At 50.4% G+C, this 25,764-nt stretch carries 23 protein-coding genes and 1 other annotated feature; all 23 genes read left to right on the forward strand.

The window, feature by feature from the left end; translation table 11 throughout:
- Window positions 1–19 precede the first annotated feature (19 nt).
- The 23 genes from gltX (at window position 20) to SBI19_RS20085 (ending at window position 25,593) form a co-directional block, all read left to right on the forward strand.
- Window positions 20–1,483 (forward strand): glutamate--tRNA ligase, encoded by a 1,464-nt coding sequence (gltX, locus tag SBI19_RS19975; protein ID WP_317971301.1) that lies wholly within the window; start codon window positions 20–22, stop codon window positions 1,481–1,483.
- 604 nt (window positions 1,484–2,087) lie between these two features.
- Complete coding sequence (cysE, locus tag SBI19_RS19980) at window positions 2,088–2,777, forward strand: serine O-acetyltransferase (RefSeq protein WP_317971302.1); 690 nt, start codon at window positions 2,088–2,090, stop codon at window positions 2,775–2,777.
- Window positions 2,774–4,201 carry a cysteine--tRNA ligase gene (gene cysS, locus SBI19_RS19985; RefSeq protein ID WP_317971303.1) on the forward strand — a complete coding sequence of 476 codons (1,428 nt, stop codon included), beginning with the start codon at window positions 2,774–2,776 and terminating at the stop codon, window positions 4,199–4,201. The genes cysE and cysS overlap by 4 nt, the downstream gene beginning before the upstream one ends.
- Entirely contained in the window at window positions 4,198–4,644 is a 447-nt protein-coding gene (locus SBI19_RS19990; protein WP_317971304.1) for a Mini-ribonuclease 3, read from the forward strand. The genes cysS and SBI19_RS19990 overlap by 4 nt, the downstream gene beginning before the upstream one ends.
- A gap of 114 nt (window positions 4,645–4,758) precedes the next feature.
- Window positions 4,759–5,595 carry a 23S rRNA (guanosine(2251)-2'-O)-methyltransferase RlmB gene (gene rlmB, locus SBI19_RS19995; protein WP_317971305.1) on the forward strand — a complete coding sequence of 279 codons (837 nt, stop codon included), beginning with the start codon at window positions 4,759–4,761 and terminating at the stop codon, window positions 5,593–5,595.
- Between the two features lie 2 nt (window positions 5,596–5,597).
- Window positions 5,598–6,125 carry an NYN domain-containing protein gene (locus tag SBI19_RS20000; RefSeq protein WP_317971306.1) on the forward strand — a complete coding sequence of 176 codons (528 nt, stop codon included), beginning with the start codon at window positions 5,598–5,600 and terminating at the stop codon, window positions 6,123–6,125.
- Between the two features lie 199 nt (window positions 6,126–6,324).
- Window positions 6,325–6,975, forward strand: coding sequence for an RNA polymerase sporulation sigma factor SigH (gene sigH, locus SBI19_RS20005; RefSeq protein ID WP_317971307.1), 651 nt, complete (start codon window positions 6,325–6,327; stop codon window positions 6,973–6,975).
- Between the two features lie 410 nt (window positions 6,976–7,385).
- Complete coding sequence (gene rpmG, locus SBI19_RS20010) at window positions 7,386–7,535, forward strand: 50S ribosomal protein L33 (protein ID WP_127532442.1); 150 nt, start codon at window positions 7,386–7,388, stop codon at window positions 7,533–7,535.
- 18 nt (window positions 7,536–7,553) lie between these two features.
- Window positions 7,554–7,763, forward strand: a complete 210-nt coding sequence (gene secE, locus SBI19_RS20015; protein WP_191207167.1) for a preprotein translocase subunit SecE — start codon at window positions 7,554–7,556, stop codon at window positions 7,761–7,763.
- Window positions 7,764–7,783: 20 nt separating this feature from the next.
- On the forward strand, window positions 7,784–8,317 hold the full coding sequence (nusG, locus tag SBI19_RS20020; RefSeq protein WP_191207168.1) for a transcription termination/antitermination protein NusG: 534 nt from the start codon (window positions 7,784–7,786) through the stop codon (window positions 8,315–8,317).
- Window positions 8,318–8,408: 91 nt separating this feature from the next.
- Window positions 8,409–8,834 (forward strand): 50S ribosomal protein L11, encoded by a 426-nt coding sequence (gene rplK / locus SBI19_RS20025; RefSeq protein WP_110046849.1) that lies wholly within the window; start codon window positions 8,409–8,411, stop codon window positions 8,832–8,834.
- Between the two features lie 140 nt (window positions 8,835–8,974).
- Window positions 8,975–9,667, forward strand: a complete 693-nt coding sequence (gene rplA / locus SBI19_RS20030) for a 50S ribosomal protein L1 (protein ID WP_191207169.1) — start codon at window positions 8,975–8,977, stop codon at window positions 9,665–9,667.
- A 12-nt stretch (window positions 9,668–9,679) separates the two neighbouring features.
- Window positions 9,680–9,841, forward strand: a sequence feature (ribosomal protein L10 leader region).
- A 55-nt stretch (window positions 9,842–9,896) separates the two neighbouring features.
- A complete protein-coding gene (gene rplJ / locus SBI19_RS20035) occupies window positions 9,897–10,400 on the forward strand; it encodes a 50S ribosomal protein L10 (RefSeq protein WP_110046851.1) in 504 nt (167 codons plus the stop codon).
- 72 nt (window positions 10,401–10,472) lie between these two features.
- Window positions 10,473–10,835 carry a 50S ribosomal protein L7/L12 gene (gene rplL, locus SBI19_RS20040; protein ID WP_110046852.1) on the forward strand — a complete coding sequence of 121 codons (363 nt, stop codon included), beginning with the start codon at window positions 10,473–10,475 and terminating at the stop codon, window positions 10,833–10,835.
- A gap of 94 nt (window positions 10,836–10,929) precedes the next feature.
- Window positions 10,930–11,532 carry a class I SAM-dependent methyltransferase gene (locus SBI19_RS20045; RefSeq protein WP_317971308.1) on the forward strand — a complete coding sequence of 201 codons (603 nt, stop codon included), beginning with the start codon at window positions 10,930–10,932 and terminating at the stop codon, window positions 11,530–11,532.
- 552 nt (window positions 11,533–12,084) lie between these two features.
- A complete protein-coding gene (gene rpoB, locus SBI19_RS20050) occupies window positions 12,085–15,633 on the forward strand; it encodes a DNA-directed RNA polymerase subunit beta (protein ID WP_317971309.1) in 3,549 nt (1,182 codons plus the stop codon).
- A gap of 28 nt (window positions 15,634–15,661) precedes the next feature.
- Window positions 15,662–19,288 (forward strand): DNA-directed RNA polymerase subunit beta', encoded by a 3,627-nt coding sequence (gene rpoC, locus SBI19_RS20055; RefSeq protein WP_317971310.1) that lies wholly within the window; start codon window positions 15,662–15,664, stop codon window positions 19,286–19,288.
- Between the two features lie 254 nt (window positions 19,289–19,542).
- Window positions 19,543–19,782, forward strand: coding sequence for a ribosomal L7Ae/L30e/S12e/Gadd45 family protein (locus SBI19_RS20060; RefSeq protein ID WP_317971311.1), 240 nt, complete (start codon window positions 19,543–19,545; stop codon window positions 19,780–19,782).
- A 147-nt stretch (window positions 19,783–19,929) separates the two neighbouring features.
- Window positions 19,930–20,349 (forward strand): 30S ribosomal protein S12, encoded by a 420-nt coding sequence (rpsL, locus tag SBI19_RS20065; protein WP_191207176.1) that lies wholly within the window; start codon window positions 19,930–19,932, stop codon window positions 20,347–20,349.
- A 67-nt stretch (window positions 20,350–20,416) separates the two neighbouring features.
- A complete protein-coding gene (rpsG, locus tag SBI19_RS20070) occupies window positions 20,417–20,887 on the forward strand; it encodes a 30S ribosomal protein S7 (RefSeq protein ID WP_110046857.1) in 471 nt (156 codons plus the stop codon).
- A 35-nt stretch (window positions 20,888–20,922) separates the two neighbouring features.
- Window positions 20,923–23,004 carry an elongation factor G gene (gene fusA, locus SBI19_RS20075; RefSeq protein WP_317971312.1) on the forward strand — a complete coding sequence of 694 codons (2,082 nt, stop codon included), beginning with the start codon at window positions 20,923–20,925 and terminating at the stop codon, window positions 23,002–23,004.
- Between the two features lie 128 nt (window positions 23,005–23,132).
- Window positions 23,133–24,323 carry an elongation factor Tu gene (gene tuf / locus SBI19_RS20080; RefSeq protein ID WP_317971313.1) on the forward strand — a complete coding sequence of 397 codons (1,191 nt, stop codon included), beginning with the start codon at window positions 23,133–23,135 and terminating at the stop codon, window positions 24,321–24,323.
- 232 nt (window positions 24,324–24,555) lie between these two features.
- Complete coding sequence (locus SBI19_RS20085) at window positions 24,556–25,593, forward strand: ABC transporter substrate-binding protein (RefSeq protein ID WP_317971314.1); 1,038 nt, start codon at window positions 24,556–24,558, stop codon at window positions 25,591–25,593.
- Window positions 25,594–25,764: the final 171 nt, after the last annotated feature.

Here is a 25,764-nt window from a genome sequence, read left to right on the forward strand (position 1 = left end):
TGTCAGGAGGATAACAGGTATGTCACAGCAGCCAATTCGCGTTCGGTACGCGCCATCGCCTACCGGACATCTACATATCGGCAATGCAAGAACGGCCTTGTTCAATTATTTGTACGCACGCAGTCTAGGTGGACAATTCATCATTCGGATCGAAGATACAGACGTGAAGCGCAATGTGGCGGGCGGCGAGGAAAGTCAGCTGAAGTACTTGCGCTGGCTCGGCATGGATTGGGATGAGAGCGTCGATATCGGGGGCGGCTATGGCCCTTACCGTCAGACGGAACGTCTGGCAATCTATGAAGAGTATTGGCAGGATCTGCTGAACCGCGGACTTGCTTACCGCTGCTATTGCACGGAAGAAGAGCTCGAAGCAGAGCGCGAAGAGCAAATCGCTCGCGGCGAGACGCCGCGTTACTCCGGTCGTCACCGCGATCTGACGGATGAGCAGCGCCAAGCGTTCGAAGCAGAGGGCCGCGTGCCAAGCATTCGGTTCCGTGTGACGGAAGGCAAGACGTATACGTTCAACGACATGGTCAAAGGCGAAATCAGCTTCGACAGCGAAGGAATGGGCGACTTCGTCATCGTGAAGAAGGACGGCATTCCGACGTACAACTTTGCTGTTGTGCTCGATGATTATCTGATGCGCATCTCGCACGTTCTGCGTGGCGAAGATCATATCTCCAATACGCCTCGCCAGCTGATGATCTATGAAGCGTTCGGCTGGACGCCGCCGCAGTTCGGCCATATGACGCTGATCGTGAACGAAACGCGCAAGAAGCTCAGCAAACGCGATGAGTCGATCATTCAGTTCATTGAACAATACGATTCGCTCGGTTATTTGCCGGAAGCGATGTTCAACTTCATTGCGCTGCTCGGTTGGTCGCCAGAAGGCGAGCAAGAGATCTACTCCCGCGAAGAGCTGGTCAACGTATTCAACGCTTCGCGTCTAAGCAAGAGCCCGGCGGTGTTCGACACGAACAAGCTCGCTTGGATGAACAATGAATATATTAAGAAAGCCGATCCAGAGCGTATCGTCGCAATGTGTCTGCCGCATCTCCAAGCAGCAGGTCGTGTCGCAGATCCAACGACGGCTGAATCGTATGCTTGGGTCACGGATCTTGTGAAGCTGTATCAGGATAAACTGCGTTCCGCTTCCGAAATCGTGCCGCTGACGGAGCTGTTCTTCCGCGACAGCGTGGAGGATGAGAGCGAAGCAGTTGAAGTGCTGGCCGAAGAGACTGTGCCGGCAGTGCTGAGCGCTTACCTTGCACAAGTTGAAGCGGCTGAATCGTTCACTGCAGATGATCAGAAAGGTCTGATCAAATCCGTACAGCAGGAGACAGGCTGCAAAGGCAAGGCGCTCTTCATGCCGATTCGCGCCGCGCTTACGGGTCAGACGCATGGTCCGGACTTGAACCAAACGATTGCGCTGCTGGGCAAACAGAAAGTAGTAGACCGACTGAAGCTTCGCCTCAATCGCTAGCCTATAGAGGACAAGCGGAGGTTGAATGGGCGTCGTTCCTTTTACGACTTCCCTTGTCACTTCGGTAACGATTCGTTATACTGAACGTAACGAGAACAATTGCATATTTACAGGCTTTGAACAGGAGAAGTACGCTAATACGGGATTCGCAGAGAGGACAACCGTCATGCCGAATCCGCCTCACCCGCGGAATTCGTTTGGCATGTGGGCTGTAAGTTGTCTATTCCCGCAGCGATGCTGTTGCACCTGGGAGCCTTGCTCCGATCCGTCTGCACAGATGTAAGCTGACGGGGTAGGCGGCAACGGGAGCGCCCCCGTTAGCGGGCAGCTGAGAAGAACGGTATGTATGATGCCGCAGCCCTTACGGGCAAGGCAACTGTTCAGGCAGAGTGGAACCGCGATCAAATACGCCTCTGTAGTCCTTATGGACTGCAGAGGCTTTTTTGCATGATTACACTCCTTAGATGTGAGTTAGGGTTTAAGAAGGGCAATCGCAGGGCTAGAATGGATGACGAACCATTGCGGCGAATGCGGATTGAACTTTTTGCATAGATGCACCTTATCTAGTAGTTGATAGGCGGGGAATGGGAGAGGGGGAGTCGAGATGCTTAGACATATACGATCGGATATACAGGCGGTGTTCGATAACGATCCGGCGGCGAGAAGCCGAATGGAGGTTGTGCTGACCTATTCCGGCTTGCACGCCATATGGGCACATCGGATTGCGCATGGATTTTATACAAGAGGCTGGTTCGCGATCGCTCGGGGAATATCGCAGTTCAGCCGTTTTATGACCGGAATCGAGATTCATCCAGGTGCAAGGATCGGCAATCGGCTCTTTATCGACCATGGCATGGGCGTTGTGATAGGCGAGACGTGCGAGATTGGTGATGACGTCGTCATTTATCAAGGGGTTACGCTCGGCGGTACCGGTAAGGAGAAAGGCAAACGCCATCCGACGATCGGCAACAATGTTGTCATTGCTTCGGGTGCGAAAGTGCTTGGATCATTCTCTGTTGGCGATAATTCGAATATCGGAGCCAACTCGGTCGTATTGAGCCCAGTACCGGAGAACAGCACCGTTGTAGGCATTCCAGGCCGTATCGTGAAGCGCAACGGCGAGCGGGTAGGCGATCGGCTTGATCATACGAAGCTTCCGGACCCGGTTGTCGAGATGCTGCGTAAGATGCAGAAGGAAATCCACGATTTGAAGCATGAAGTACAAGATCTGAGGGCTCAAGCGGGAAAGCTGCAGGAGAAGGAGCCCGTACTCGAAGGAGAATCCGTAAAATGACAGTTTCAATATACAATACGCTGACGCGCACGCAAGAACAGTTCGTGCCGCAGGAGCAAGGCAAGGTCAAAATGTATGTATGCGGGCCGACCGTATACGACTACATTCATATTGGCAATGCGCGTCCGGTTATCTTCTTTGACGTTGTGAGACGCTATCTAGAGAGCGCAGGTCACGATGTCTCTTACATTGTCAATTTCACAGACGTGGACGACAAACTCATTCGCAAAGCGGAGCAGCTGGGCACGACGGTTCCGGAAGTGGCGGACACGTTTGTTGCAGCTTTTAATGAAGATATTGAAGCGCTTGGTGTTCATAAGGCGACGCGCAACCCGCGCGTAACGGACCATATTCCGCTGATCATTGATTTTATCGCTGGCTTGGTCGATAAGGGCTATGCCTATGAAAGCGGCGGCGATGTGTATTTCCGTACGAACAAATTCGAAGAATACGGCAAGCTGTCGCATCAGAACACGGATGAGCTGCAGCACGGTATCCGCATTGAAGTGGATGAGCGCAAAGAGAATGCCCAGGACTTCGTGTTATGGAAGGCGGCGAAGCCAGGCGAGATCTATTGGTCGAGCCCTTGGGGCGACGGACGTCCAGGCTGGCATATCGAATGCTCCGCAATGGCGCGCGAGTATCTTGGCGATACGCTCGATATTCACGGCGGCGGTCATGACCTTCAATTCCCGCATCATGAATGCGAAGTGGCGCAATCGGAGTCGCTGACGGGCAAGCCGCTTGCACGCTACTGGATGCATAACGGATATATTCATATTAATAATGAGAAAATGTCCAAGTCGCTCGGCAACGGCATAACGGTTCGTGAACTGCTTAAACGGACCAAAGCAACCGCCATTCGTTATTTCATGCTAGCAACGCATTATCGCAGCCCGCTGAACTTCAGCGACGATACGATACTGCAGGCTGAGAACAGCATTGAACGGATTGCGAACAGTGCAGGCAACCTGCGTCACCGCCTGTCTTCGCTTGCAGCGACGGACGTATTCGAAGCAGGCGTCTCCTCGGGCAATGCGGAGCTCGATGCTCGTCTTGCAGCAATTCAAGCACAATTCGAAGCGAAGATGAACGACGATTTCAATACGCCGGATGCGATTACAGCATGGTTCGAACTCGTATCGGAAGCGAACAGCACGATGCAGCGCCAGGATGCAACGGCTGGAGAGCTTGGCTCACTGCTTGCGCTCATGGAGCAATTCGATAAGACGCTAGGTTTGCTGCCTGACGCAAATGCAGCGGATGAACTGCTCGATGAGCAGATTGAGAAGCTTATTGTAGAACGGACTGAAGCGCGCAAGGCCAAGAACTGGGCGCGTGCCGACGAGATTCGTGACATACTCGCGGCAGAGAACATCGTGTTGGAAGATACGCCTCAGGGCATTAAGTGGCGGCGCAAATGATCGATAATGACAACCATGTAATGAATGAAGCGCTCGATCTGCTCGTTCATGAGCCTGCGAAGTCGGCAAGGCTCATGAATCCGGTCGTGCTGGCCTATGCGGGAGATGCTGTTTATGAATTGCTCATCCGCCAATACTTAATTTCGAAGCCGAACCATCAGTCGCATGATTTGCATCGCGAAGCAACGAAGCGGGTTTCTGCCAAGGCGCAGCGCGTGACGCTGGAGAAGCTGGCGCCGATGCTGACTGAGGAAGAGGCGGACGTCGTACGGAGAGGACGCAATGCCAAGTCAGGCAAACCGCCGAAGAATGCGGACCCTGCTGACTACCGGCATGCGACGGCATTGGAAACGCTGTTCGGCTACTTGTTCTACGAGCGCCGCAGCGATCGTATTAGAGAGCTGCTGGCCGTCGCCCTGGATGATGGAGCAACGAAGCAATAAGCGTGTGCAGCAAATTACTAAGCAGAGCGACTTTGAATATGCAGTGTGACTTTGAACGCCATTCAAAGTTCCTGATGTCACGTTCAAAGATCCTGATGTCAGGAGAGAAGAAGTATGAAACAGCGGTATCCACATAAACCAGATCGCCGGCGCGAACGTTCGAATGACCAAGTGCGAGTAGCGGAGCGGGTTGAAGATCAAGAACAGGCAGGCAGTGAAGAGATTGTAGCGGGCAAGCACCCCGTGCTCGAAGCGCTGCGCTCTGGCCGGGAAATCAATAAAATATGGGTAGCTGAAGGTGCGCAGAAGCATCTGACGGCACCGATTATCGCAGAGGCGAAGCAGCAAGGCGTTATCGTGCAATTCGCAGATAAACGCAAGCTGGACACATTGGCGGGCGAAGTGGCGCACCAAGGCGTCATTGCACAGGTTGCGCCATACCGCTACTACGAAGTGGACGAGCTGTTGGAAGCGGCGAAGGAGAAGGGCGAGACGCCATTCCTGCTCGTGTTGGATGAAATCGAAGATCCACACAACCTCGGCTCCATTCTGCGGACAGCGGAGTGTACGGGAGTTCACGGCGTCATCATTCCGAAGCGCCGTTCCGCAAGCTTGACGGCAACCGTATCCAAGACGTCAGCGGGTGCTGCGGAATATGTGAAAGTAGCACGGGTGACGAATCTGGCGCAAACGATCGAGTTACTCAAAGAACAAGGCGTATGGGTAGCGGGAACGGATCTGTCGGCTGAACAGGATGTATACCGTACGAAGTTCGATATGCCAATCGCCATCGTCATAGGTAATGAAGGCAAAGGAATGGGACGCCTGATCCGCGAGAAATGCGATTTTCTCGTTAAGCTGCCGATGGCCGGCAAGCTGAACTCGCTTAATGCATCGGTAGCTGCAGGGGTATTGATGTATGAAGTGCTTCGCCAGCGCAGAGGCAGCTAGCAATGAACCGCAAGGATGTGCTTTTGGTCGACGGCTATAACGTCATCGGCGCATGGCCGTCACTGCAGCGGCTGCGCGACGAGGAGCTGGAGGATGCTCGGGATGCGTTATTGGATATGCTGGCTGATTACCAAGGGTTCACGGGAATGCTGGTCTACGTCATTTTCGATGCGCATCAGGTACCGGGTCATGGTGCCAAGTTTAAGCAGCACAGCCTCCAGGTCGTCTATACCAAAGAGAAGGAAACGGCAGATGAGTGCATCGAACGGCTCGTTGCAGAGTTGACTATGCGCGGGCGAGACATCTACGTTGCTACCTCTGACCTGACCGAGCAGCACGTTGCATTTGGCAAAGGAGCTTTAAGGGTTTCGGCGAGAGAGCTGCTGGTTGATGTTGAACAAAAGAGAAAGCTCATTCGAGCGACTATTCGGGAGACTGATGAACGTCCTCGCAAACGCAATACGGTGGATGGAACACTTCCGCTGGATGTACGGGCACAGCTCGAGCAATGGCGTCGAGGTAAAATGTGAGATGTGTGTAATGTGTTGTTACATGAAGGTAACATGGATCTAACAATAATTGGCCAAAAACTTACAAATCTACTAGATTGTAAGCGTCGATCCTCGCTCGGATTGGTTGACGGTTAGAAGTTACATAATGTATACTGTTGCTATGCTTGATAGAGTGCGAGTCGAGCAGTGCACGCCTTGCAGGCCGGAGGGATAGTTCGTGAGCATCGACCTCAAAGAAACGAGTACGGACGGATATGACTGCAGAACGGACGAAGATATCGTAGAGGCGGTCCGCGACGGCGATAGCGAAGCGTTGGAGTATTTGATTAACAAGTACCGCAATTTCGTTCGCGCGAAAGCTAGATCCTACTTTTTAATCGGCGCTGACCGAGAAGACATTGTGCAAGAAGGTATGATTGGCTTATACAAGTCGATTCGCGATTTTAAGGGTGACAAGCTGTCGTCTTTCAAAGCGTTTGCCGAACTGTGCATCACGCGGCAGATTATTACTGCGATTAAGACGGCAACGCGTCAGAAGCATATTCCGCTCAATTCGTACGTCTCGCTGGATAAGCCGATATACGACGAAGATTCTGATCGAACCTTGCTGGACGTTATATGCGGTACCCGCGTATCTGATCCGGAAGAGTTGATCATTAATCAGGAAGAGTTCGTAGGATTAGAAGATAAGATGTCGGAGATATTGAGCGATCTTGAACGCAAGGTGCTCATGCTCTACTTGGATGGCCGGTCGTATCAAGAGATCGCAGTCGACTTAGATCGGCATGTGAAATCGATCGACAACGCGCTGCAGCGGGTTAAGCGCAAGCTTGAACGCTATTTGGAAGTTCGGGACATTGGCGGATAGTTATTATATCGATTATTGAACGAAGACTCGCGATTGCGAGTCTTTTTTATTTCGCGAAGAGTTGATTGGGATTGCGTGCATAGTAGTGTTTAAATGAGTTGTGAGATTAGGGTTGTTCGCAAGATAGATGTGCCTCAAATGTACTAGTATGTCTATTTTGCCGAAAATTGGCCATAATGCTCGGAAGGGTACCCGATGCCCTGTCGTCCGTGAGAAACCCAGCGTTGACGCGCGTTTGCTGCTCTTACAGCCAAATATATTGTTGAATATATCGGCATTGACACGAAAATTGCGATATGATAATCTGTTTGGGTAGGTCTAAAACTGCAATTTTCACCTATTGGCTCAGGAATCAATCATGATTCAACATATTAGAGCATCACTTAGTACGTCGCAGGAGGTGTACTTCAATGCGGGTAATCATTACGTTGGCTTGTACGAACTGCAAACAAAGAAACTATGCAACCAACAAAAACAAGCGCAACCACCCCGACCGCATCGAGATGAAGAAGTTTTGCAAGTTCTGTAACGAGCATACTCCTCATCGCGAGACGAGATAGTCTATTGGAGGTGTGAACGTGGCTTTTTTGGCTAAGATGAAGCAAGGCTTCGGAACGACGTTCAGTTTCTTCGCAGACAGTTGGGCAGAACTGAAGAAAGTAAGATGGCCGAGCCGTAAAGAACTGACAAGCTATACGATTGTCGTTCTTGTTACGATCGTGCTCGTAACGATCTACTTTTGGGTTCTTGACATCGGGATCTCTGAACTGATCGAACTGATTGTTTAAGAAGTCGAAGGTGGATGGTTATGGAAAAACGATGGTATGTGGTCCATACCTACTCTGGGTATGAGAACAAGGTGAAGGCTAACCTGGAACGCCGCGTAGAATCGATGGGCATGGAGGACAAAATCTTCCGTGTGCTCGTGCCGATGGAAGAAGAAGTGGTGAACAAAGACGGTAAGAAGAAGACTGTCATGCGTAAAGTTTACCCCGGCTACGTCCTCGTCGAGATGGTTCAAACGGATGATTCCTGGTATGTTGTTCGCAACACACCTGGTGTAACGGGCTTTGTAGGTTCGACGGGATCCGGCTCTAAACCGACTCCATTGTTGCCTGAAGAAGTGGATCAGATTCTGAAACACATGGGCATTGATGAGCCGAAGCCGAAGATCGAATTCGAGCTGAAGGAAACTGTTAATGTCAAGGTGGGACCTTTTGCTGGCTTTGTCGGTACGATCGAAGAGATCTTGCTCGATAAGAGCAAAGTGAAGGTTCGAGTGAACATGTTTGGCAGAGAAACCCCATTGGAGCTTGATTTTACTCAAGTGGAGAAGATATAATAATCTGGTTTCTTGATTCGTCGGCGCCTCCGGCGAGACGGAGCTTAGCTCCGAGTTAATGGGCATTACGCTTTTAAGGAGGTGTTTTAGCATGGCAAAGAAAGTCATCAAGATGGTTAAACTGCAAGTACCAGCAGGCAAAGCGAATCCGGCACCGCCGATCGGTCCAGCCCTCGGTCAAGCAGGCGTTAACATCATGGCGTTCTGTAAAGAATTCAATGCTCGTACGGCTGACCAAGCGGGCCTGATCATTCCAGTCGTTATCAGCGTATTCGAAGACCGTTCGTTCACGTTCGAAACGAAGACGCCGCCGGCTGCCGTATTGCTTCGCGTTGCTGCGGGTATCCCTAAAGGATCCGGCGAACCGAACAAGAAGAAAGTCGCAACGGTTAAACGTGCGAAAGTGCGTGAGATCGCTGAGCAAAAGATGCAAGACCTTAACGCAGCGTCCGTTGAAGCGGCAATGCGCATGGTCGAAGGTACAGCACGCAGCATGGGTGTTGTGATCGAAGACTAATCCGACTGTTGCATGCAGCAGTTCGCGTCGTTCCTTAACGGGGGATGACGGCGTACGACAGCAAAGGCTGTCGGCGTGAAAGTGGGAGGATCATCCGCAAGGAGGATATTCCGCTACTACCACACAAGGAGGTTACCACAATGGCTAAACACGGTAAGAAATACGTTGAAGCTGCTAAGCTGATTGACAGCGAAGCAACTTATGAATCACTTGAAGCAATCGAACTCGTGAAGAAAGCTGCTACAGCGAAATTCGACGAGACGGTTGAGGTTGCGGTACGTCTGGGTGTTGACCCGCGTAAACAAGACCAAGCAGTTCGTGGCGTAGTTGTCCTGCCTAACGGTACGGGTAAAACGAAGCGCGTTCTGGTATTCGCTAAAGGCGAAAAAGCGAAGGAAGCAGAAGCTGCCGGCGCAGATTATGTTGGTGATTCCGACATGATCAACAAAATCCAACAAGGTTGGTTCGACTTCGATGTCTGCGTAGCTACGCCGGACATGATGGCTGAAGTCGGTAAACTCGGTCGTATTCTCGGCGGTAAAGGCCTCATGCCTAACCCGAAAGCCGGCACGGTAACGTTTGACGTTTCCAAAGCCGTAGCTGAGATTAAGGCTGGTAAAATCGAGTACCGTCTTGATCGTGCAGGTCAAATCCTTGCACCGATCGGCAAAGTATCGTTCGACGCTGAGAAGCTCGCTGAGAACCTCAAAACGTTGATCGATGCGCTCAACCGTGCTAAACCAGCATCGGCTAAAGGCGTGTACCTGAAAAACATTGCAATCTCTTCGACGATGGGCCCTGGCGCTCGCGTTAACGTGGCTTCGTACCGCTAAGAGATCTGCACTAATCTTCGAATACGCATACCGTAGACAGTAGGTGCCCCAGAGGCTTAATTTCCTACCGAGGTGTTATGATACAGTGTTTGACTTTCGCACTTTTCGAGTGTTGATCGAATCAGACCATCATGGCCTTCGCATTGTCTATGCGAAGGCCTTTCTCATGCATCACGGGCGGGGAAACGCAAGTGACGGAATGTGCAATAATTTACGGGAGGTGTACAAAATGGCAAATGCAAAAATCATCCAGGAGAAACAACTGGCGGTTGAAGAGATTGCAGCGAAACTTCGCAACAGCTCTTCCACTGTTGTAGCTGACTACCGTGGATTGAACGTTGCTCAAGTTACGGAACTCCGTAAGCAACTGCGTGAGGCAGGCATCGAGTTCCAAGTACTGAAGAACTCGCTCGTTCGCCGCGCAACGGCTTCTGCAGAACTGTCGGAACTCGACGCTGTTCTGACGGGTCCTACGGCTATCGCATTTGGCGGCGACGACATCGTTGCTCCAGCGAAAATTCTTAGCACTTTCGCTAAGAAGAACGACGCACTGAAAGTAAAAGGTGGCGTTGTTGAAGGCCGTGTTGTTGACGTTGATCAAATCAAAGCGCTGGCGGATCTTCCGTCCCGCGAAGGTTTGCTGTCGATGCTCCTCAGCGTGCTCCAAGCTCCAGTTCGCAACTTCGCGCTGGCAGTCAAAGCCGTTTCGGAGAAACAAGAAGCACAAGCTTAATCCAATTAGCTGGGTAATGCCAGCTTCATAGCAACACAACTAAAAATAATATAATTTTATGGAGGTTTAACCATGTCTAAAGAGCAAATCTTGGAAGCCATCAAGGCTATGACGGTTCTCGAACTGAACGATCTGGTAAAAGCAATTGAAGAAGAATTCGGTGTTACGGCTGCAGCTCCAGTTGCAGTAGTAGCTGGCGGCGGCGCTGCTGAAGCTGCTGAGCAAACTGAATTCGACGTTATCCTCAACAACGCTGGCGCGTCGAAAATCAACGTTATCAAAGTTGTTCGCGAGCTGACAGGTCTTGGCCTGAAAGAAGCTAAAGAAGTAGTAGATAACGCTCCTAAAGCACTGAAAGAAAAAGTTTCCAAAGAAGAGGCTGAAGCTATCAAAGCTAAGCTCGAAGAAGCAGGCGCTTCCGTAGAAGTAAAATAATCTCGCTTAAGAGATGGGCGAACCCCTTGAGGCTTCCGGGCTTCAAGGGGTTCGTTCCTATTTTACCGCATAAGCCGCCATCAGGGAGGAAGTTATGGCTGATCATTATTATTCGAGAACGCCAGGCGTAGAGCATAATCGCAGAACGCATCAGGATGAGCTGCGTGGATTTCGATTCCAGTATGTAACGGATGCAGGCGTATTCTCTAAGACAGGGATTGATTATGGCAGCCGTGTACTAATCGAAGTGCTTGAGCTTAACAAGCAGGATCAGGTGCTGGATGTTGGCTGTGGCTACGGTCCGATTGGCTTAACGGCAGCCCGGTTAGCGGATCAAGGGCATGTAACGATGATAGATATCAATGAGCGGGCAGTTGAACTTGCGAGAGAGAATGCTAGGCTCAATGGTATTCATAATGTAACGATTGTGCAGAGTGACATCTACGAGGCGGTTCGCGACCAACGGTTTGACGCAATTGTTACAAATCCGCCGATTCGTGCTGGTAAGGCTGTTGTTCATCGTATTTTCGAAGAGGGTTATCAACTGCTTCAACCTGGCGGCTCTATGTGGGTTGTCATTCAGAAGAAGCAAGGTGCTCCGTCGGCAGAAGCGAAGCTTCTGGAACTGTTCGGTAACGTAGACGAAGTAACGAAAGATAAGGGTTACCGAATTTTCAGAGCAGTACGTGAAAGTTAGGCAAAAGTGCAACTATTTGTTGACTTGACTTCTCGAATGTGATAGTATTATAAAATGTCAGTATTAGACTGGGCTAATTCTCTTTAGTTAGCTAAAATGTCAAGAACAAAATTCGAGGCGTTTCATGCATAGAAAATCGTTAAATGACGTATAATGTTTACGTTTTGGGCAAAATTACTTTATATGAGCCACTATGCGCGCTTCGATTCATCATGCTCCGGTTGGTTGCTCGTTCTTCGAAATGAATTTCGAGATCGGCCTTTTCTTTACGAGATAAGGAAGCGATCGTATGTGAGATGACCGCATTCTTATCTCGCAAGGAAAAGCACCGCCTGAACCTGTTCTATGGTTCATTTAGGAGTTGTTTTTCACAAAGATTCAATACCATCAGGCGAAGCTGCGTTTGCACAAGTCGTAAACCTAGCTTCGCTTGATGGGCTGAAAACTTCCATTGTTGGACAGAGATCAAGGATGAAATCACGATCCGTCTTGGAAGTTTTTGTTGTTTTTCGATACGTAAGCTGTGAAGCAGACATGAGGGGTGAGGTTAAGTTGGCAGGACAACTTGTTCAGTTGGGTCGACGTACGCGGAGGAGCTATGCGCGTATTAACGAAGTGCTCGAAGTCCCGAACCTGATTGAAATCCAACAAAAGTCGTACGAGAAGTTTCTGGATGCTGATTTACTCGAGTTGTTCCAGGACATTTCGCCGATTCAGGACTTTACGGGCAATCTGTCACTCGAATTTATCGACTATAGTCTTGGTGAACCAAAATATTCAGTCGATGAGTCTAAAGAGCGCGACGTTACGTATGCGGCTCCGCTTCGTGTGAAAGTGCGTCTCCTTAACAAGGAAACGGGCGAAGTGAAGGAACAAGAAGTTTTCATGGGCGATTTTCCGCTTATGACGGAGACAGGCACCTTTATTATTAACGGTGCAGAACGTGTAATCGTCAGCCAGTTGGTCCGCTCCCCAAGCGTTTACTTCAGTACGAAGGTCGACAAGAATGGCAAACGTACCTACACGGCGACAGTTATTCCGAACCGTGGCGCATGGCTGGAACTAGAGACGGACGCGAAAGATATTATCTATGTTCGGATCGATCGGACTCGTAAAATTCCGGTGACGGTCCTGCTTCGTGCGCTCGGCTTCGGCACGGATGCTGAGATCTTGGACCTGCTCGGACAAGATGAATATATTCGCAACACGCTGGATAAAGACAACACGGATTCGACAGAGAAAGCGCTCATCGAGATTTACGAGCGTCTTCGTCCAGGCGAACCACCAACGCTGGAGAATGCGAAGAGCTTGCTTGTAGCACGTTTCTTCGATCCGAAGCGTTACGATCTGGCTAATGTAGGTCGTTACAAAATAAATAAAAAGCTGCACATCAAAAACCGTCTGTTCAATCAACGTCTTGCCGAAACGCTTGTTGACCCTGCTACAGGGGAAATTATCGCTGAGGCTGGCCAACTGATCGATCGTCGACTGTTGGATGAGATTTTGCCGAGACTCGAAAGCAATGTCGGCTTCAAAACTTACCACGTTGCGAACGGTGTACTGAATGCAGATGATATCCCGCTGCAGACGATCAACGTATTCTCGCCAGTTGAAGATGGCAAGATCGTGAAGGTCGTTTCCAATGGTATTATCGACAAAACGGTGAAGCATGTTACGCCGGCAGATATTATCTCGTCGATCAACTACTTCATCAACCTGCTGCATGGCATCGGCAGCACGGACGATATTGACCACCTCGGTAACCGTCGTCTCCGTTCTGTTGGTGAATTGCTGCAAAACCAATTCCGTATCGGTCTTTCTCGTATGGAGCGCGTCGTTCGCGAGCGCATGTCCATTCAGGATGCGAACGCGATTACGCCGCAGGCGCTGATTAACATCCGCCCGGTTATCGCATCGATTAAGGAATTCTTCGGTTCCTCCCAGCTCTCGCAGTTCATGGACCAGACGAACCCGCTGGCAGAACTTACGCACAAACGCCGTTTGTCCGCACTCGGACCTGGCGGTTTGACGCGTGAACGCGCTGGCTTCGAAGTGCGTGACGTACATCCGTCCCACTACGGTCGTATGTGTCCGATCGAGACGCCAGAGGGTCCGAACATCGGTCTGATCAACTCGCTGTCGACATTCGCTCGCATCAACGAATATGGCTTCATTGAGGCGCCTTATCGTTGGGTCGATCCGAAGACAGGCATCGTTACTGAACAGATCGATTACATGACAGCGGACGAAGAGGATAACTATGTCATCGCTCAGGCGAATGCAAAGCTGACCGAAGAAGGTAAATTCGCAGATGACACTGTTCTCGTTCGTTACAACAAGCAGCGTAATGATAACATTCTGACGATGGCAAGCGAACGTGTTGACTACATGGACGTATCGCCAAAACAGGTTGTATCTGTCGCTACGGCGCTCATTCCGTTCCTCGAGAACGATGACTCCAACCGTGCGCTCATGGGTTCCAACATGCAGCGTCAAGCAGTACCGCTTCTGATCCCGAAAGCGCCGTTCGTCGGTACGGGTATGGAGCACAAGTCGGCGAAGGACTCGGGCGTATGTATCGTTTCCAAACACGACGGTGTTATTGAACGCGTATCTGCTAATGAGATCTGGCTGCGCCGTATCGAGCTGCTCGACGGCAAGCAAGTAACGGGCGATCTCGTTAAACATAAGCTTCACAAGTTTATGCGTTCCAACCAAGGTACGTGCATTAACCAACGTCCAATCGTTAACAAAGGCGACGTTATCCGCAAAGGCGATATTCTCGCTGACGGTCCGTCGACTGAACAAGGCGAATTGGCGCTTGGCCGCAACGTAGTCGTTGCCTTCATGACATGGGAAGGTTACAACTACGAGGATGCTATTCTTCTTAGCGAGAAGCTTGTGAAGGAAGACGTTTATACGTCCATTCACATCGAGGAATACGAATCCGAAGCGCGTGACACGAAGCTTGGACCGGAAGAAATTACGCGCGACATTCCGAACGTCGGCGAAGAAGCACTCAAGAACCTCGACGAGCGCGGTATCATCCGTGTCGGTGCTGAGATCAGTGCCGGAGACATCCTGGTTGGTAAAGTAACGCCTAAAGGCGTAACGGAACTGACGGCAGAAGAACGTCTCTTGCATGCAATCTTCGGCGAGAAAGCTCGCGAAGTTCGCGATACAAGCCTTCGCGTACCGCATGGTACAGACGGTATCGTCGTAGACGTAAAAGTATTTACGCGTGAGAACGGCGATGAACTGCCTCCGGGCGTTAATCAGCTGGTTCGTGCATATATCGCTCAGAAACGTAAGATTTCCGAGGGCGACAAGATGGCAGGACGTCACGGTAACAAAGGTGTTATCGCGCGTATCATGCCAGAAGAAGACATGCCGTTCCTGCCGGACGGTACGCCTGTTGAAGTCGTACTGAACCCGCTGGGTGTACCATCGCGGATGAACATCGGTCAGGTACTCGAGGTTCACCTTGGTATGGCATGCAAACGTCTCGGTATTCACGCAGCAACGCCGGTATTCGACGGTGCTCGCGAGAATGACGTATTCAACGCAATGGAAGAAGCAGGCATGCAGCGCAATGGTAAGACGGTATTGTACGATGGCCGCACGGGCGAAGAGTTCGAACGTGAAGTAACGGTCGGCGTCATGTACATGATCAAACTGGCGCACATGGTTGACGATAAAATCCATGCTCGTTCGACGGGTCCTTACTCGCTCGTTACGCAGCAGCCGCTCGGTGGTAAAGCGCAGTTCGGCGGACAACGTTTCGGTGAGATGGAAGTATGGGCGCTCGAAGCCTATGGCGCAGCTTACACGCTGCAAGAAATTTTGACGGTTAAGTCCGATGACGTCGTAGGTCGCGTGAAGACGTACGAATCGATCGTGAAGGGCGAGAACGTGCCAGAGCCTGGCGTTCCAGAATCGTTCAAAGTATTGATTAAGGAACTTCAAAGCCTTGGTATGGACGTTAAGATTTTGTCTGAGGACGAGCAAGAAATCGAAATGCTGGAAATCGACGACGAAGACGACGCTCAGAGCGACAAGCTCAATTTGAACTTGGAAGGCTCGGAAGCAGGAGTCGAATAAGCGATACTTGACGAAGGAGGGTTGCTCCTTGTTGGACGTGAACAACTTCGAGTACATGAAGATCGGGCTGGCATCTCCCGATAAAATTCGATCGTGGTCCCGCGGAGAAGTGAAGAAGCCGGAAACCATCAACTATAGGACGTTGAAGCCGGAGAAAGAAGGTCTCTTCTGCGAGAAGATTTTCGGACCTACGAAAGACTGGGAATGTCATTGCGGTAAATATAAACGGGTACGTTACAAAGGCGTTGTGTGCGATCGCTGCGGCGTTGAAGTAACGCGCTCCAAAGTACGCCGTGAGCGGATGGGCCATATTGAGCTCGCCGCTCCGGTATCGCACATCTGGTATTTCAAAGGGATCCCTAGCCGGATGGGCTTGGCGCTTGATATGTCGCCACGCTCGCTGGAAGAGATCATCTACTTTGCATCCTATGTTGTTACGGATCCAGGCGATACGCCACTCGAGAAGAAGCAATTGCTCTCCGAGAAGGAATACCGCAGCTATCGTGAGAAGTACGGCTATGGTTTCCAAGCCGGCATGGGTGCAGAAGCTGTTAAGAAACTGCTTCAAGACATCGACCTCGAGAAAGAACTCGACACGCTGAAAGAAGAGCTGCGCACTGCACAAGGCCAACGCCGTAACCGTGCGATTAAGCGTCTTGAAGTAATCGAAGCTTTCAACAGCTCCGGCAATCGCCCGGACTGGATGATCCTCGACGTGCTTCCGGTTATTCCGCCGGAGCTTCGTCCGATGGTCCAGCTCGATGGTGGACGTTTCGCAACGTCCGACTTGAACGATCTTTATCGTCGTGTTATTAACCGTAATAACCGTCTGAAGCGCCTGCTTGATCTGGGTGCTCCTGACATTATCGTACAGAACGAGAAACGGATGCTGCAGGAAGCCGTTGACGCGCTGATCGACAACGGTCGCCGCGGCCGTCCTGTAACAGGTCCGGGCAACCGTCCTCTGAAATCGCTCAGCCACATGCTGAAAGGTAAACAAGGACGTTTCCGTCAGAACTTGCTCGGTAAACGGGTTGACTACTCTGGTCGTTCCGTTATCGTCGTTGGTCCATATTTGAAAATGTACCAATGCGGTCTGCCGAAAGAGATGGCGCTTGAATTGTTCAAGCCGTTCGTTATGAAAGAGCTTGTGAACAAAGGCCTCGCTCACAACATCAAGAGCGCGAAGCGCAAAGTTGAACGCGTGAGCGCTGAAGTGTGGGACGTTCTTGAGGAAGTAATCAAAGAACATCCGGTTCTCCTGAACCGTGCTCCGACGCTTCACCGTCTCGGCATTCAAGCGTTCGAACCAATTCTGGTTGAAGGACGCGCAATTCGTCTGCATCCACTCGTATGTACGGCATACAACGCCGACTTCGACGGTGACCAGATGGCTGTTCACGTTCCGTTGTCTGCGGAAGCGCAAGCAGAAGCACGTTTGCTCATGCTGGCTTCGGGCAACATCTTGAACCCGAAAGATGGTAAGCCTGTTGTTACTCCGTCCCAGGATATGGTACTCGGCAGCTACTATCTGACGTTCGATAACAAAGACGCGAAGGGCAGCGGCCTTGTATTCGCTTCGGTTAACGAAGCAGTATCCGCATACCAACGCGGTGCAGCAGCGCTGCATGCACGTGTATTCATTCCTGCACGTGTGCTTGGCAAAACCTCGTTCACTGAGAAGCAGCAGGATGCGCTTCTGAGCACGACGGTTGGTAAAATCATTTTCAACGAAATCTTCCCGGATACGTTCCCATACATCAACGAGGCTTCCAAAGCCAACTTGCTGCACGGTACGCCGGAGAAATACTTCGTCTACGAGAAAGGCGCAGACCTGCGTGAAATTATCGAGACGCTTCCGGTTGCTCCAGCAGTCGGCAAAGAGTATCTCGGTAACATTATCGCAGAATGCTTCCGCATCTATGAGACGACAAGAACGTCGGTCATCCTTGACCAAATCAAGAAGCTTGGATTCACGTACTCGACACGCGCTGGTATTACCGTTGCCGTGGCTGACGTTACGGTTCCAGCCGAAAGACAACAGATCATGAAGGAGTCGGATGAGAAGGTTAAACTCGTGACGAATCAATATCGTCGCGGTCTGATCACTGACGAAGAACGTTATGATCGCGTTATCGAGATTTGGGGTAAAGCGAAAGACCAAGTAACGGATGCGCTCATGAAATCGATGGACCGTTTCAATTCCATCATGCTCATGGTCGACTCCAAAGCACGGGGTAACAAATCGCAGATTACGCAGCTTGGCGGTATGCGCGGTCTGATGGCAACGCCATCCGGTCGTATCTTTGAAATCCCGATCAAATCGAACTTCCGTGACGGTCTGACTGTCCTCGAGTACTTCATTTCGACGCACGGTGCTCGTAAAGGTCTTGCCGATACAGCACTGCGTACAGCTGACTCGGGTTACCTGACTCGTCGTCTCGTAGACGTTGCACAGGACGTTATCGTCCGTGAAGACGACTGCGGTACGGATAAAGGCTTCACCGTTAGTCAAATCCGTGATGGTAAAGAGGTTATCGAGGATCTGTACGACCGTATTGAAGGCCGTTACTGCTTCGAGACCGTTCGCCATCCGGAGACGAGAGAGATCATCGCTCGCCGTAATGAGCTAATTGACTCGAACAAAGCGGAGCAAATCGTCGCTGCAGGCGTTAAGAAGCTCCAAATCCGTACAGTACTCAGCTGCCGTGCTCGTCATGGCGTCTGCAAAATGTGCTACGGCCGTAACTTGGCGACCGGTAAATTCGTTGAGATCGGTGAAGCAGTCGGCATTATCGCTGCGCAATCGATCGGTGAGCCGGGCACGCAGCTTACAATGCGTACATTCCACACCGGCGGCGTTGCCGGCGACGATATTACGCAAGGTTTGCCGCGTATCCAAGAGCTCTTCGAGGCGCGTAATCCGAAAGGTCAAGCGACGATCAGCGAAATCGACGGTATCGTCAAAGAGGTTCGTGACGGTAAAGACCGCCGTGAAATCGAAGTCCAGGGTGAAGCTGAGACGAAGGTATATTCTGTACCTTACGGCTCCCGTCTCCGCGTAAGCGAAGGCGCGAAACTTGATGCTGGTGACGAATTGACGGACGGTTCGATCGACCCTAAAGAAATGCTGCGCATCAAAGGTATCCGGGGCGTACAGAACTACATCCTTCAGGAAGTTCAACGCGTATACCGTAACCAAGGCGTAGAAATTAACGATAAGCACGTTGAAGTTATGATCAAGCAGATGCTTCGCAAAATCCGTATCGTTGATAACGGGGATACGCCGCTTCTGCCAGGTTCGTTCGTCGACATTCATGAATACGAAGCAGCTAACCGCACTGCAATTCTGGCCGGCCTTGAGCCTGCTGTTGCGAAACCGGTATTGCTCGGTATTACGAAGGCGTCCCTCGAGACGGATTCGTTCTTGTCCGCAGCTTCGTTCCAAGAAACGACTCGCGTCCTGACAGACGCAGCTATCAAAGGCAAGGTCGACCAATTGCTTGGTCTGAAAGAAAATGTCATCATCGGCAAACTGATCCCAGCTGGTACGGGTATGACTCGTTACCGGAGCATCCGCTTCGCAGGGCTGGAGGATGAAGTGTTGGAGACTGACAGCTCGGCAGATCAAGAGTCAGTAGCGGTTGAATCCTAATCTTTGATGACGGATAACTGAGCAATGAAGTAAACGGAAGCTGTTGGCGACAGTCGTATCGATCGACTGTCGCCAGCAGGTTCCATTTCTTTTGAACTCATCTTTGAAACTCTGCGTCGAGGTTATTTTTTCAAATAGATTATATCGATTTATTCATTGGAACTACCTTGACATGTATGGGCACTGGGTGCTAATATATCGAAGTGTGCCTGTGGCTGTGATCATTATCTAGTCGAATGAAGAGTGGTGATTGCATGCAGTACAAGATCGGCACGAAGCAAACGACGAAGATGGTCGAGTTACGCAAGGCTGTACTCGTCTATGTCGCGCAAGATGCAGATCCGCGGTTGACGGACCGAATCGTTCGGTTGTGCGTTGAATCAGGAATCGAAGTCCAATGGGTGCCGACGATGCGAGATCTTGGGGAAACCTGCGAGATCGACGTTGGAGCCGCAATGGCTGCGGTAATTCCGGATTCATCGGAAGACGAATAGAGAATCGTTATTTTTGTTGGCAGTTTATTTTAAGATGAACATGCTGACAGAAATTTTTATTTGTTTCTTTATGAATCGCCTGGATCTGTGGGCTTAAATTTTTGAGCAAGATCTGATGCAGTGAGAATAGAGGAAGGGGGTGGCAACATGCCAACTATTAACCAACTGGTCCGCAAAGGCCGTCAAGCGAAAGTAGTTAAATCGAAATCGCCGGCTCTGCAAAGAGGTTTCAACGCCCTGAAACGTGAGGCTACTAACATCAGCGCTCCTCAGAAGCGCGGTGTCTGCACTCGTGTAGGTACGATGACTCCTAAAAAACCGAACTCCGCACTCCGGAAATATGCCCGCGTACGTCTGACGAACAAAGTCGAGGTAACGGCATACATCCCAGGTATCGGTCACAACCTGCAAGAACACAGCGTTGTACTGATCCGCGGTGGTCGTGTAAAAGACCTTCCAGGTGTACGTTATCACATCGTTCGTGGCGCACTTGATACGGCTGGCGTTAACAACCGTAAACAAGCTCGTTCGAAATACGGTACGAAACGTGCGAAAGTTAAGAAATAATAGAATAAGCATTCGTGCTTATTACAATGCTACAACAAGTGATTAATCAAGAAAGGGGGACATCCTCATGCCACGTAAAGGTCCTGTAACTAAACGTGATGTACTGCCGGATCCGGTGTACAATAGCAAATTGGTAACGCGTCTGATCAACCGTATCATGATCGACGGCAAACGCGGTGTTGCACAAACACTGCTGTATGATGCATTCAAGCTCATTCAAGAACGTTCGGGTAAAGACCCAATGGAAGTTTTTGAAGCAGCAATTAAGAACATCATGCCTGTCCTTGAAGTTAAAGCTCGCCGCGTAGGCGGTTCCAACTATCAAGTACCGATCGAAGTGAAACCGGAGCGTCGTACGTCGCTTGGTCTCCGTTGGCTCGTGAACTACTCACGTAACCGCGGTGAGAAAACGATGGTAGAACGTCTGGCTGCTGAAATTCTTGACGCATCGAACAACACAGGTGCAGCTGTTAAGAAGCGCGAAGACACGCACAAAATGGCGGAAGCGAACAAAGCATTCGCTCACTACCGCTGGTAGGATTCACATTCGTATAATCGGAAGGAGACATAATCATGGCAAGAGAGTTCTCCTTGAAAAATACGCGTAACATCGGGATTATGGCGCATATTGATGCGGGTAAAACCACAACTACTGAACGGATCCTGTTCTACACGGGCCGTACCCACAAAATCGGCGAGGTGCACGAAGGTGCAGCTACGATGGACTGGATGGAGCAAGAGCAGGAGCGTGGTATCACAATCACGTCCGCTGCAACGACTGCTCAGTGGAATGGACACCGCATCAATATTATCGACACCCCAGGGCACGTTGACTTCACGGTAGAAGTTGAACGTTCCCTGCGCGTATTGGACGGGGCTGTAGGTGTATTCAGTGCAAAAGAAGGCGTTGAGCCTCAGTCCGAAACTGTATGGCGTCAAGCAGACCGCTACGGCGTTCCGCGTATCGCATACGTTAACAAGATGGACATCATCGGTGCAGACTTCCTGAATGTCGTTAAAGACATGCGTGAGCGTCTGCAAGCGAATGCTGTAGCGATTCAACTGCCAATCGGCGCTGAGAACGATTTCCTCGGCATGATTGACCTCGTTGAGCGTAAAGCATATAAGTACAAAGATGACCTCGGCAAAGATCCTGAGATCATCGAAATCCCAGCTGAGCTTGCAGACAAAGTCGAAGAGCTCCGCGCGGATCTGGTAGAGAAAGTCGTAGAACTTGACGAAGAATTGACGATGAAGTACCTCGAAGGTGAAGAAATCACAATCGCGGAACTGAAAGCTACGCTCCGTAAAGGCGTTTGCGAAGTTAAAATCTTCCCAGTTGTGTGCGGCTCCTCGTACCGTAACAAGGGCGTTCAGCTTATGCTCGACGCGGTTGTTGACTACCTGCCTGCTCCAATCGACGTTCCAGACATCAAGGGTACCCTTGAAGATGGCACGGAGACGACGCGCAAATCGGCTGACGATCAACCGTTCTCGGCACTGGCGTTCAAAATCATGACTGACCCGTATGTCGGTAAACTTACGTTCTTCCGCGTATACTCCGGTGTATTGAGCTCCGGTTCGTATGTTGTGAATGCAACGAAAGGTAAACGTGAACGGGTAGGTCGTATCCTTCAGATGCACGCTAACAGCCGTCAAGAAATCAGCGAAGTTTACTCCGGTGATATCGCGGCTGCAGTAGGTCTGAAAGACACGACGACTGGCGACACGCTGTGCGACGAGAAGAACCCGGTAATTCTTGAGTCGATGAACTTCCCAGAACCAGTTATCCAACTCGCGGTTGAGCCTAAGACTAAAGCTGACCAAGATAAAATGGGTATCGCTCTGCAGAAGCTCGCTGAAGAAGATCCGACGTTCCGCGCTCACACAGACGAGGAAACTGGTCAAACGATCATCGCGGGTATGGGCGAGCTCCACTTGGAGATCCTTGTAGACCGTATGCTTCGTGAATTCAAAGTCGAAACGAACGTAGGCGCACCTCAGGTAGCTTACCGTGAGACTTTCAAAACTGCTGCTAAAGTTGAAGGTAAGTTCGTTCGCCAATCCGGCGGCCGTGGCCAATTTGGTCATTGCTGGGTTGAGTTCGAACCACAAGAAGCTGGCGCAGGCTTCACGTTCGAAAACAAAGTCGTTGGCGGCTCTATTCCACGTGAATTCATCGGCCCTATCCAAGCTGGTATCGAAGAATCGATGAAGAACGGTGTCCTCGCAGGCTTCCCGCTTGTTGACATCAAAGCAACTGTTGTCGATGGTTCGTACCATGACGTTGACTCCTCGGAGATGGCGTTCAAAATTGCTGGTTCGATGGCGCTTAAAGCAGCTAAGGACAAATGTTCCCCAGTACTGCTTGAGCCAATCATGAAAGTCGAAGTTAGTGTTCCGGAAGAATACATGGGTGACGTAATGGGTATGCTCAGCTCCCGTCGTGGCCGCATCGAAGGTTCCGACACGAAACACGGCTCCCTGATCGTTCGTGCGAAGGTACCTCTTTCCGAAATGTTCGGCTACTCGACGGTTCTCCGTTCGGGTACGCAAGGACGCGGCGTATTCTCGATGGAACTTTCTCACTACGAAGAAGTTCCGCGTTCGATCTCCGAAGCTATCATCGCGAAGAACAAAGGCGCTCAAGCCTAAGCTTTCGTGTTAAATAGCTAAACCATAAGGTTTACTTGGTTTTGCGGCTTGCGCGACTATTCGTAAGCCGCGGATACCATCACATACAACAAAAACTATAATTATTTATTTAAGGAGGCAGAAGTTCAATGGCTAAGGCTAAATTTGAACGTAATAAACCGCACGTTAACATCGGTACGATCGGTCACGTCGACCACGGTAAAACGACTCTGACGGCAGCTATCACGACGGTACTGTCCAAAAAATACGGCGGTGCTGCAGTAGCATTCGACCAAATCGACAAAGCTCCAGAAGAGCGCGAGCGCGGTATCACGATCTCGACAGCTCACGTTGAGTATGAGACGCCTAACCGTCACTACGCTCACGTTGACTGCCCAGGTCACGCCGACTACGTTAAAAACATGATCACGGGTGCAGCACAAATGGACGGCGCTATCCTCGTCGTATCCGCAGCTGACGGCCCAATGCCACAAACGCGCGAGCACATCCTGCTCTCCCGCCAAGTAGGCGTTCCTTACATCGTCGTATTCCTGAACAAATGCGACATGGTTGAAGACGAAGAGCTCCTCGAGCTCGTAGAAATGGAAGTTCGTGACCTCCTCAACGAGTACGAATTCCCAGGCGACGACACTCCAATCGTTCGTGGCGCAGCGCGTGAAGCACTGCAAAACCCAGATGGCGAGTGGGCTAACAAAATCGTTGAACTGTTCGAGCACGTTGACACGTACATCCCTACGCCTGAGCGCGACACTGACAAGCCTTTCCTTATGCCTGTCGAGGACGTGTTCACGATCACGGGCCGTGGTACGGTTGCAACTGGTCGCGTAGAGCGCGGTGTAATCAAAGTATCCGACGAGGTAGAAATCATCGGTCTGCAAGAAGAAACTCGCAAATCGGTATGTACGGGCGTTGAAATGTTCCGTAAACTGCTTGACTCCGCTCAAGCAGGCGACAACATCGGCGCACTGCTTCGTGGCGTTGACCGTAAAGACATCGAGCGTGGTCAAGTACTGGCTAAGCCAGGTTCCGTTAAACCACACACGAACTTCACGGCTCAAATCTACGTTCTGACTAAAGAAGAGGGTGGCCGTCACAAGCCTTTCTTCACGGGCTACCGTCCACAGTTCTACTTCCGTACAACTGACGTTACGGGCATCATCAACCTGCCAGAAGGTACGGAGATGGTAATGCCAGGCGATAACATCACGGTTACGGTTGAGCTGATCGCTCCAATCGCTATCGAAGAAGGTACGCGTTTCGCTATCCGCGAAGGCGGCCGTACGGTAGGCGCTGGCGCAGTAGCTACGATCCAAAAATAATGCGATTACGGCGGTAACGCCGTATTGCATCTAGAGAGCTGCCGTAAGTCATTTAATTGACTTACGGCAGCTCTTTTTTTGCATTTATGGAAAGAATTATTAGTGTTAAAATATTACATAAGAATTTTGAAAATAATTACATTGACGATGTAAACATGCGCAAAGTAGTATAAATATTAAGAATTTCACTTGTTATATTAGATAAAACATACGTACATCAGGAGGGGTTCATTTGTTCAGCAAGAAAGTATGGGGTTCACTTGTTTTAGCAGCAACATTGCTTGTATCCGCAGGATGCGGCAATACAGCCAAATCGAATGATGAGGGCAGCAAAGATGCAGCAGCCAGCGGCGATAAGGTATACAACATCGCGATTTCGCAAATTGTTGAACATCCAGCCCTTGACGCAACGCGCGAAGGCTTCATCGCCGCTTTGAAAGATGGCGGTCTGGTTGAAGGCGAGAACCTGAAGATTGATTACAACAATGCGCAAGGCGATCAAACGAACAACTTGTCGATTGCACAGAAAGTTGCCAGCGATAAGAACGATCTCGTGCTTGCGATCGCAACGCCTTCCGCACAAGCAGTCGTTCAACAAGTAGCGAATGTTCCAGTTTTGTTCGCTGCTGTCACAGATCCAATTGCCGCGGATATCGTAACGAACCTGGATCAACCAGGCGGTAATGTCTCTGGTGCTTCGGATACGAACCCGGAAGCTATTGCACAATTGATGAAATTCATTTCAACGGACTTCCCGAACGTGAAGAAGCTTGGCCTTATTATTAATGAAGGCGAGACGAACGCAGTCGTGATGGCTGACAAAGCTAAAGAAGAACTCGACAAATACGGCATCGAGCTGATCAAAGCACCAGTTACGAATACATCGGAAGTTAAACAGGCGGCGGAATCGCTTGTTGGTCGTGTAGATGCATTTTATGTAACGCTCGACAACATGGTTGTTAACGGCTTTGATGCTATTGTTCAAACGGCCAACGACAAACATATCCCACTGTTCTCGAGTGACCGTGATACGGTTGAGAACGGCTCGTTCGCAACAGTTGGATTCAAATACTATGACCATGGTTACCAAGTTGGCCAGATGGCTGTTGATATCTTGAAGAACGGCAAGAAACCAGGCGAATTGAAAATCACGGTTCCGGACAAGCTCGACCTGATTCTGAACCTGAAGGCTGCTGAAGCACAAGGCATTACGGTTACCGATGCAATGAAAGCGCAAGTGAAAGACGCTGCAACCAATATCATTGAATAGTTCAATTAGAAGATCGTGAGAAAACCTCTATCGAGGTCTTTCGGAGATGAGCGACCGCGTTTAGAGGAGGGTTTTATCGCCAATAAGAATTTGTTTTTATCATTAGAATCAATAACTAATAAATTCTTATGTGGTAATTGAAAGCTATGCGGAGTGAACCGATCGTTCGTG

This window comes from Paenibacillus sp. CCS19, from assembly GCF_033239625.1.
In the GTDB taxonomy this organism is placed as follows: Bacteria; Bacillota; Bacilli; order Paenibacillales; family Paenibacillaceae; genus Paenibacillus_T.

Bases quoted from the DNA above. Each gene is read 5' to 3' on its own strand.
- gltX (WP_317971301.1), top strand. From the start codon at position 20: ATGTCACAGCAGCCAATTCGCGTTCGGTACGCGCCATCGCCTACCGGA.
- cysE (WP_317971302.1), top strand. From the start codon at position 2,088: ATGCTTAGACATATACGATCGGATATACAGGCGGTGTTCGATAACGAT.
- cysS (WP_317971303.1), top strand. From the start codon at position 2,774: ATGACAGTTTCAATATACAATACGCTGACGCGCACGCAAGAACAGTTC.
- SBI19_RS19990 (WP_317971304.1), top strand. From the start codon at position 4,198: ATGATCGATAATGACAACCATGTAATGAATGAAGCGCTCGATCTGCTC.
- rlmB (WP_317971305.1), top strand. From the start codon at position 4,759: ATGAAACAGCGGTATCCACATAAACCAGATCGCCGGCGCGAACGTTCG.
- SBI19_RS20000 (WP_317971306.1), top strand. From the start codon at position 5,598: ATGAACCGCAAGGATGTGCTTTTGGTCGACGGCTATAACGTCATCGGC.
- rpmG (WP_127532442.1), top strand. From the start codon at position 7,386: ATGCGGGTAATCATTACGTTGGCTTGTACGAACTGCAAACAAAGAAAC.
- nusG (WP_191207168.1), top strand. From the start codon at position 7,784: ATGGAAAAACGATGGTATGTGGTCCATACCTACTCTGGGTATGAGAAC.
- rplK (WP_110046849.1), top strand. From the start codon at position 8,409: ATGGCAAAGAAAGTCATCAAGATGGTTAAACTGCAAGTACCAGCAGGC.
- rplA (WP_191207169.1), top strand. From the start codon at position 8,975: ATGGCTAAACACGGTAAGAAATACGTTGAAGCTGCTAAGCTGATTGAC.
- rplJ (WP_110046851.1), top strand. From the start codon at position 9,897: ATGGCAAATGCAAAAATCATCCAGGAGAAACAACTGGCGGTTGAAGAG.
- rplL (WP_110046852.1), top strand. From the start codon at position 10,473: ATGTCTAAAGAGCAAATCTTGGAAGCCATCAAGGCTATGACGGTTCTC.
- SBI19_RS20045 (WP_317971308.1), top strand. From the start codon at position 10,930: ATGGCTGATCATTATTATTCGAGAACGCCAGGCGTAGAGCATAATCGC.
- SBI19_RS20060 (WP_317971311.1), top strand. From the start codon at position 19,543: ATGCAGTACAAGATCGGCACGAAGCAAACGACGAAGATGGTCGAGTTA.
- rpsL (WP_191207176.1), top strand. From the start codon at position 19,930: ATGCCAACTATTAACCAACTGGTCCGCAAAGGCCGTCAAGCGAAAGTA.
- rpsG (WP_110046857.1), top strand. From the start codon at position 20,417: ATGCCACGTAAAGGTCCTGTAACTAAACGTGATGTACTGCCGGATCCG.
- fusA (WP_317971312.1), top strand. From the start codon at position 20,923: ATGGCAAGAGAGTTCTCCTTGAAAAATACGCGTAACATCGGGATTATG.
- tuf (WP_317971313.1), top strand. From the start codon at position 23,133: ATGGCTAAGGCTAAATTTGAACGTAATAAACCGCACGTTAACATCGGT.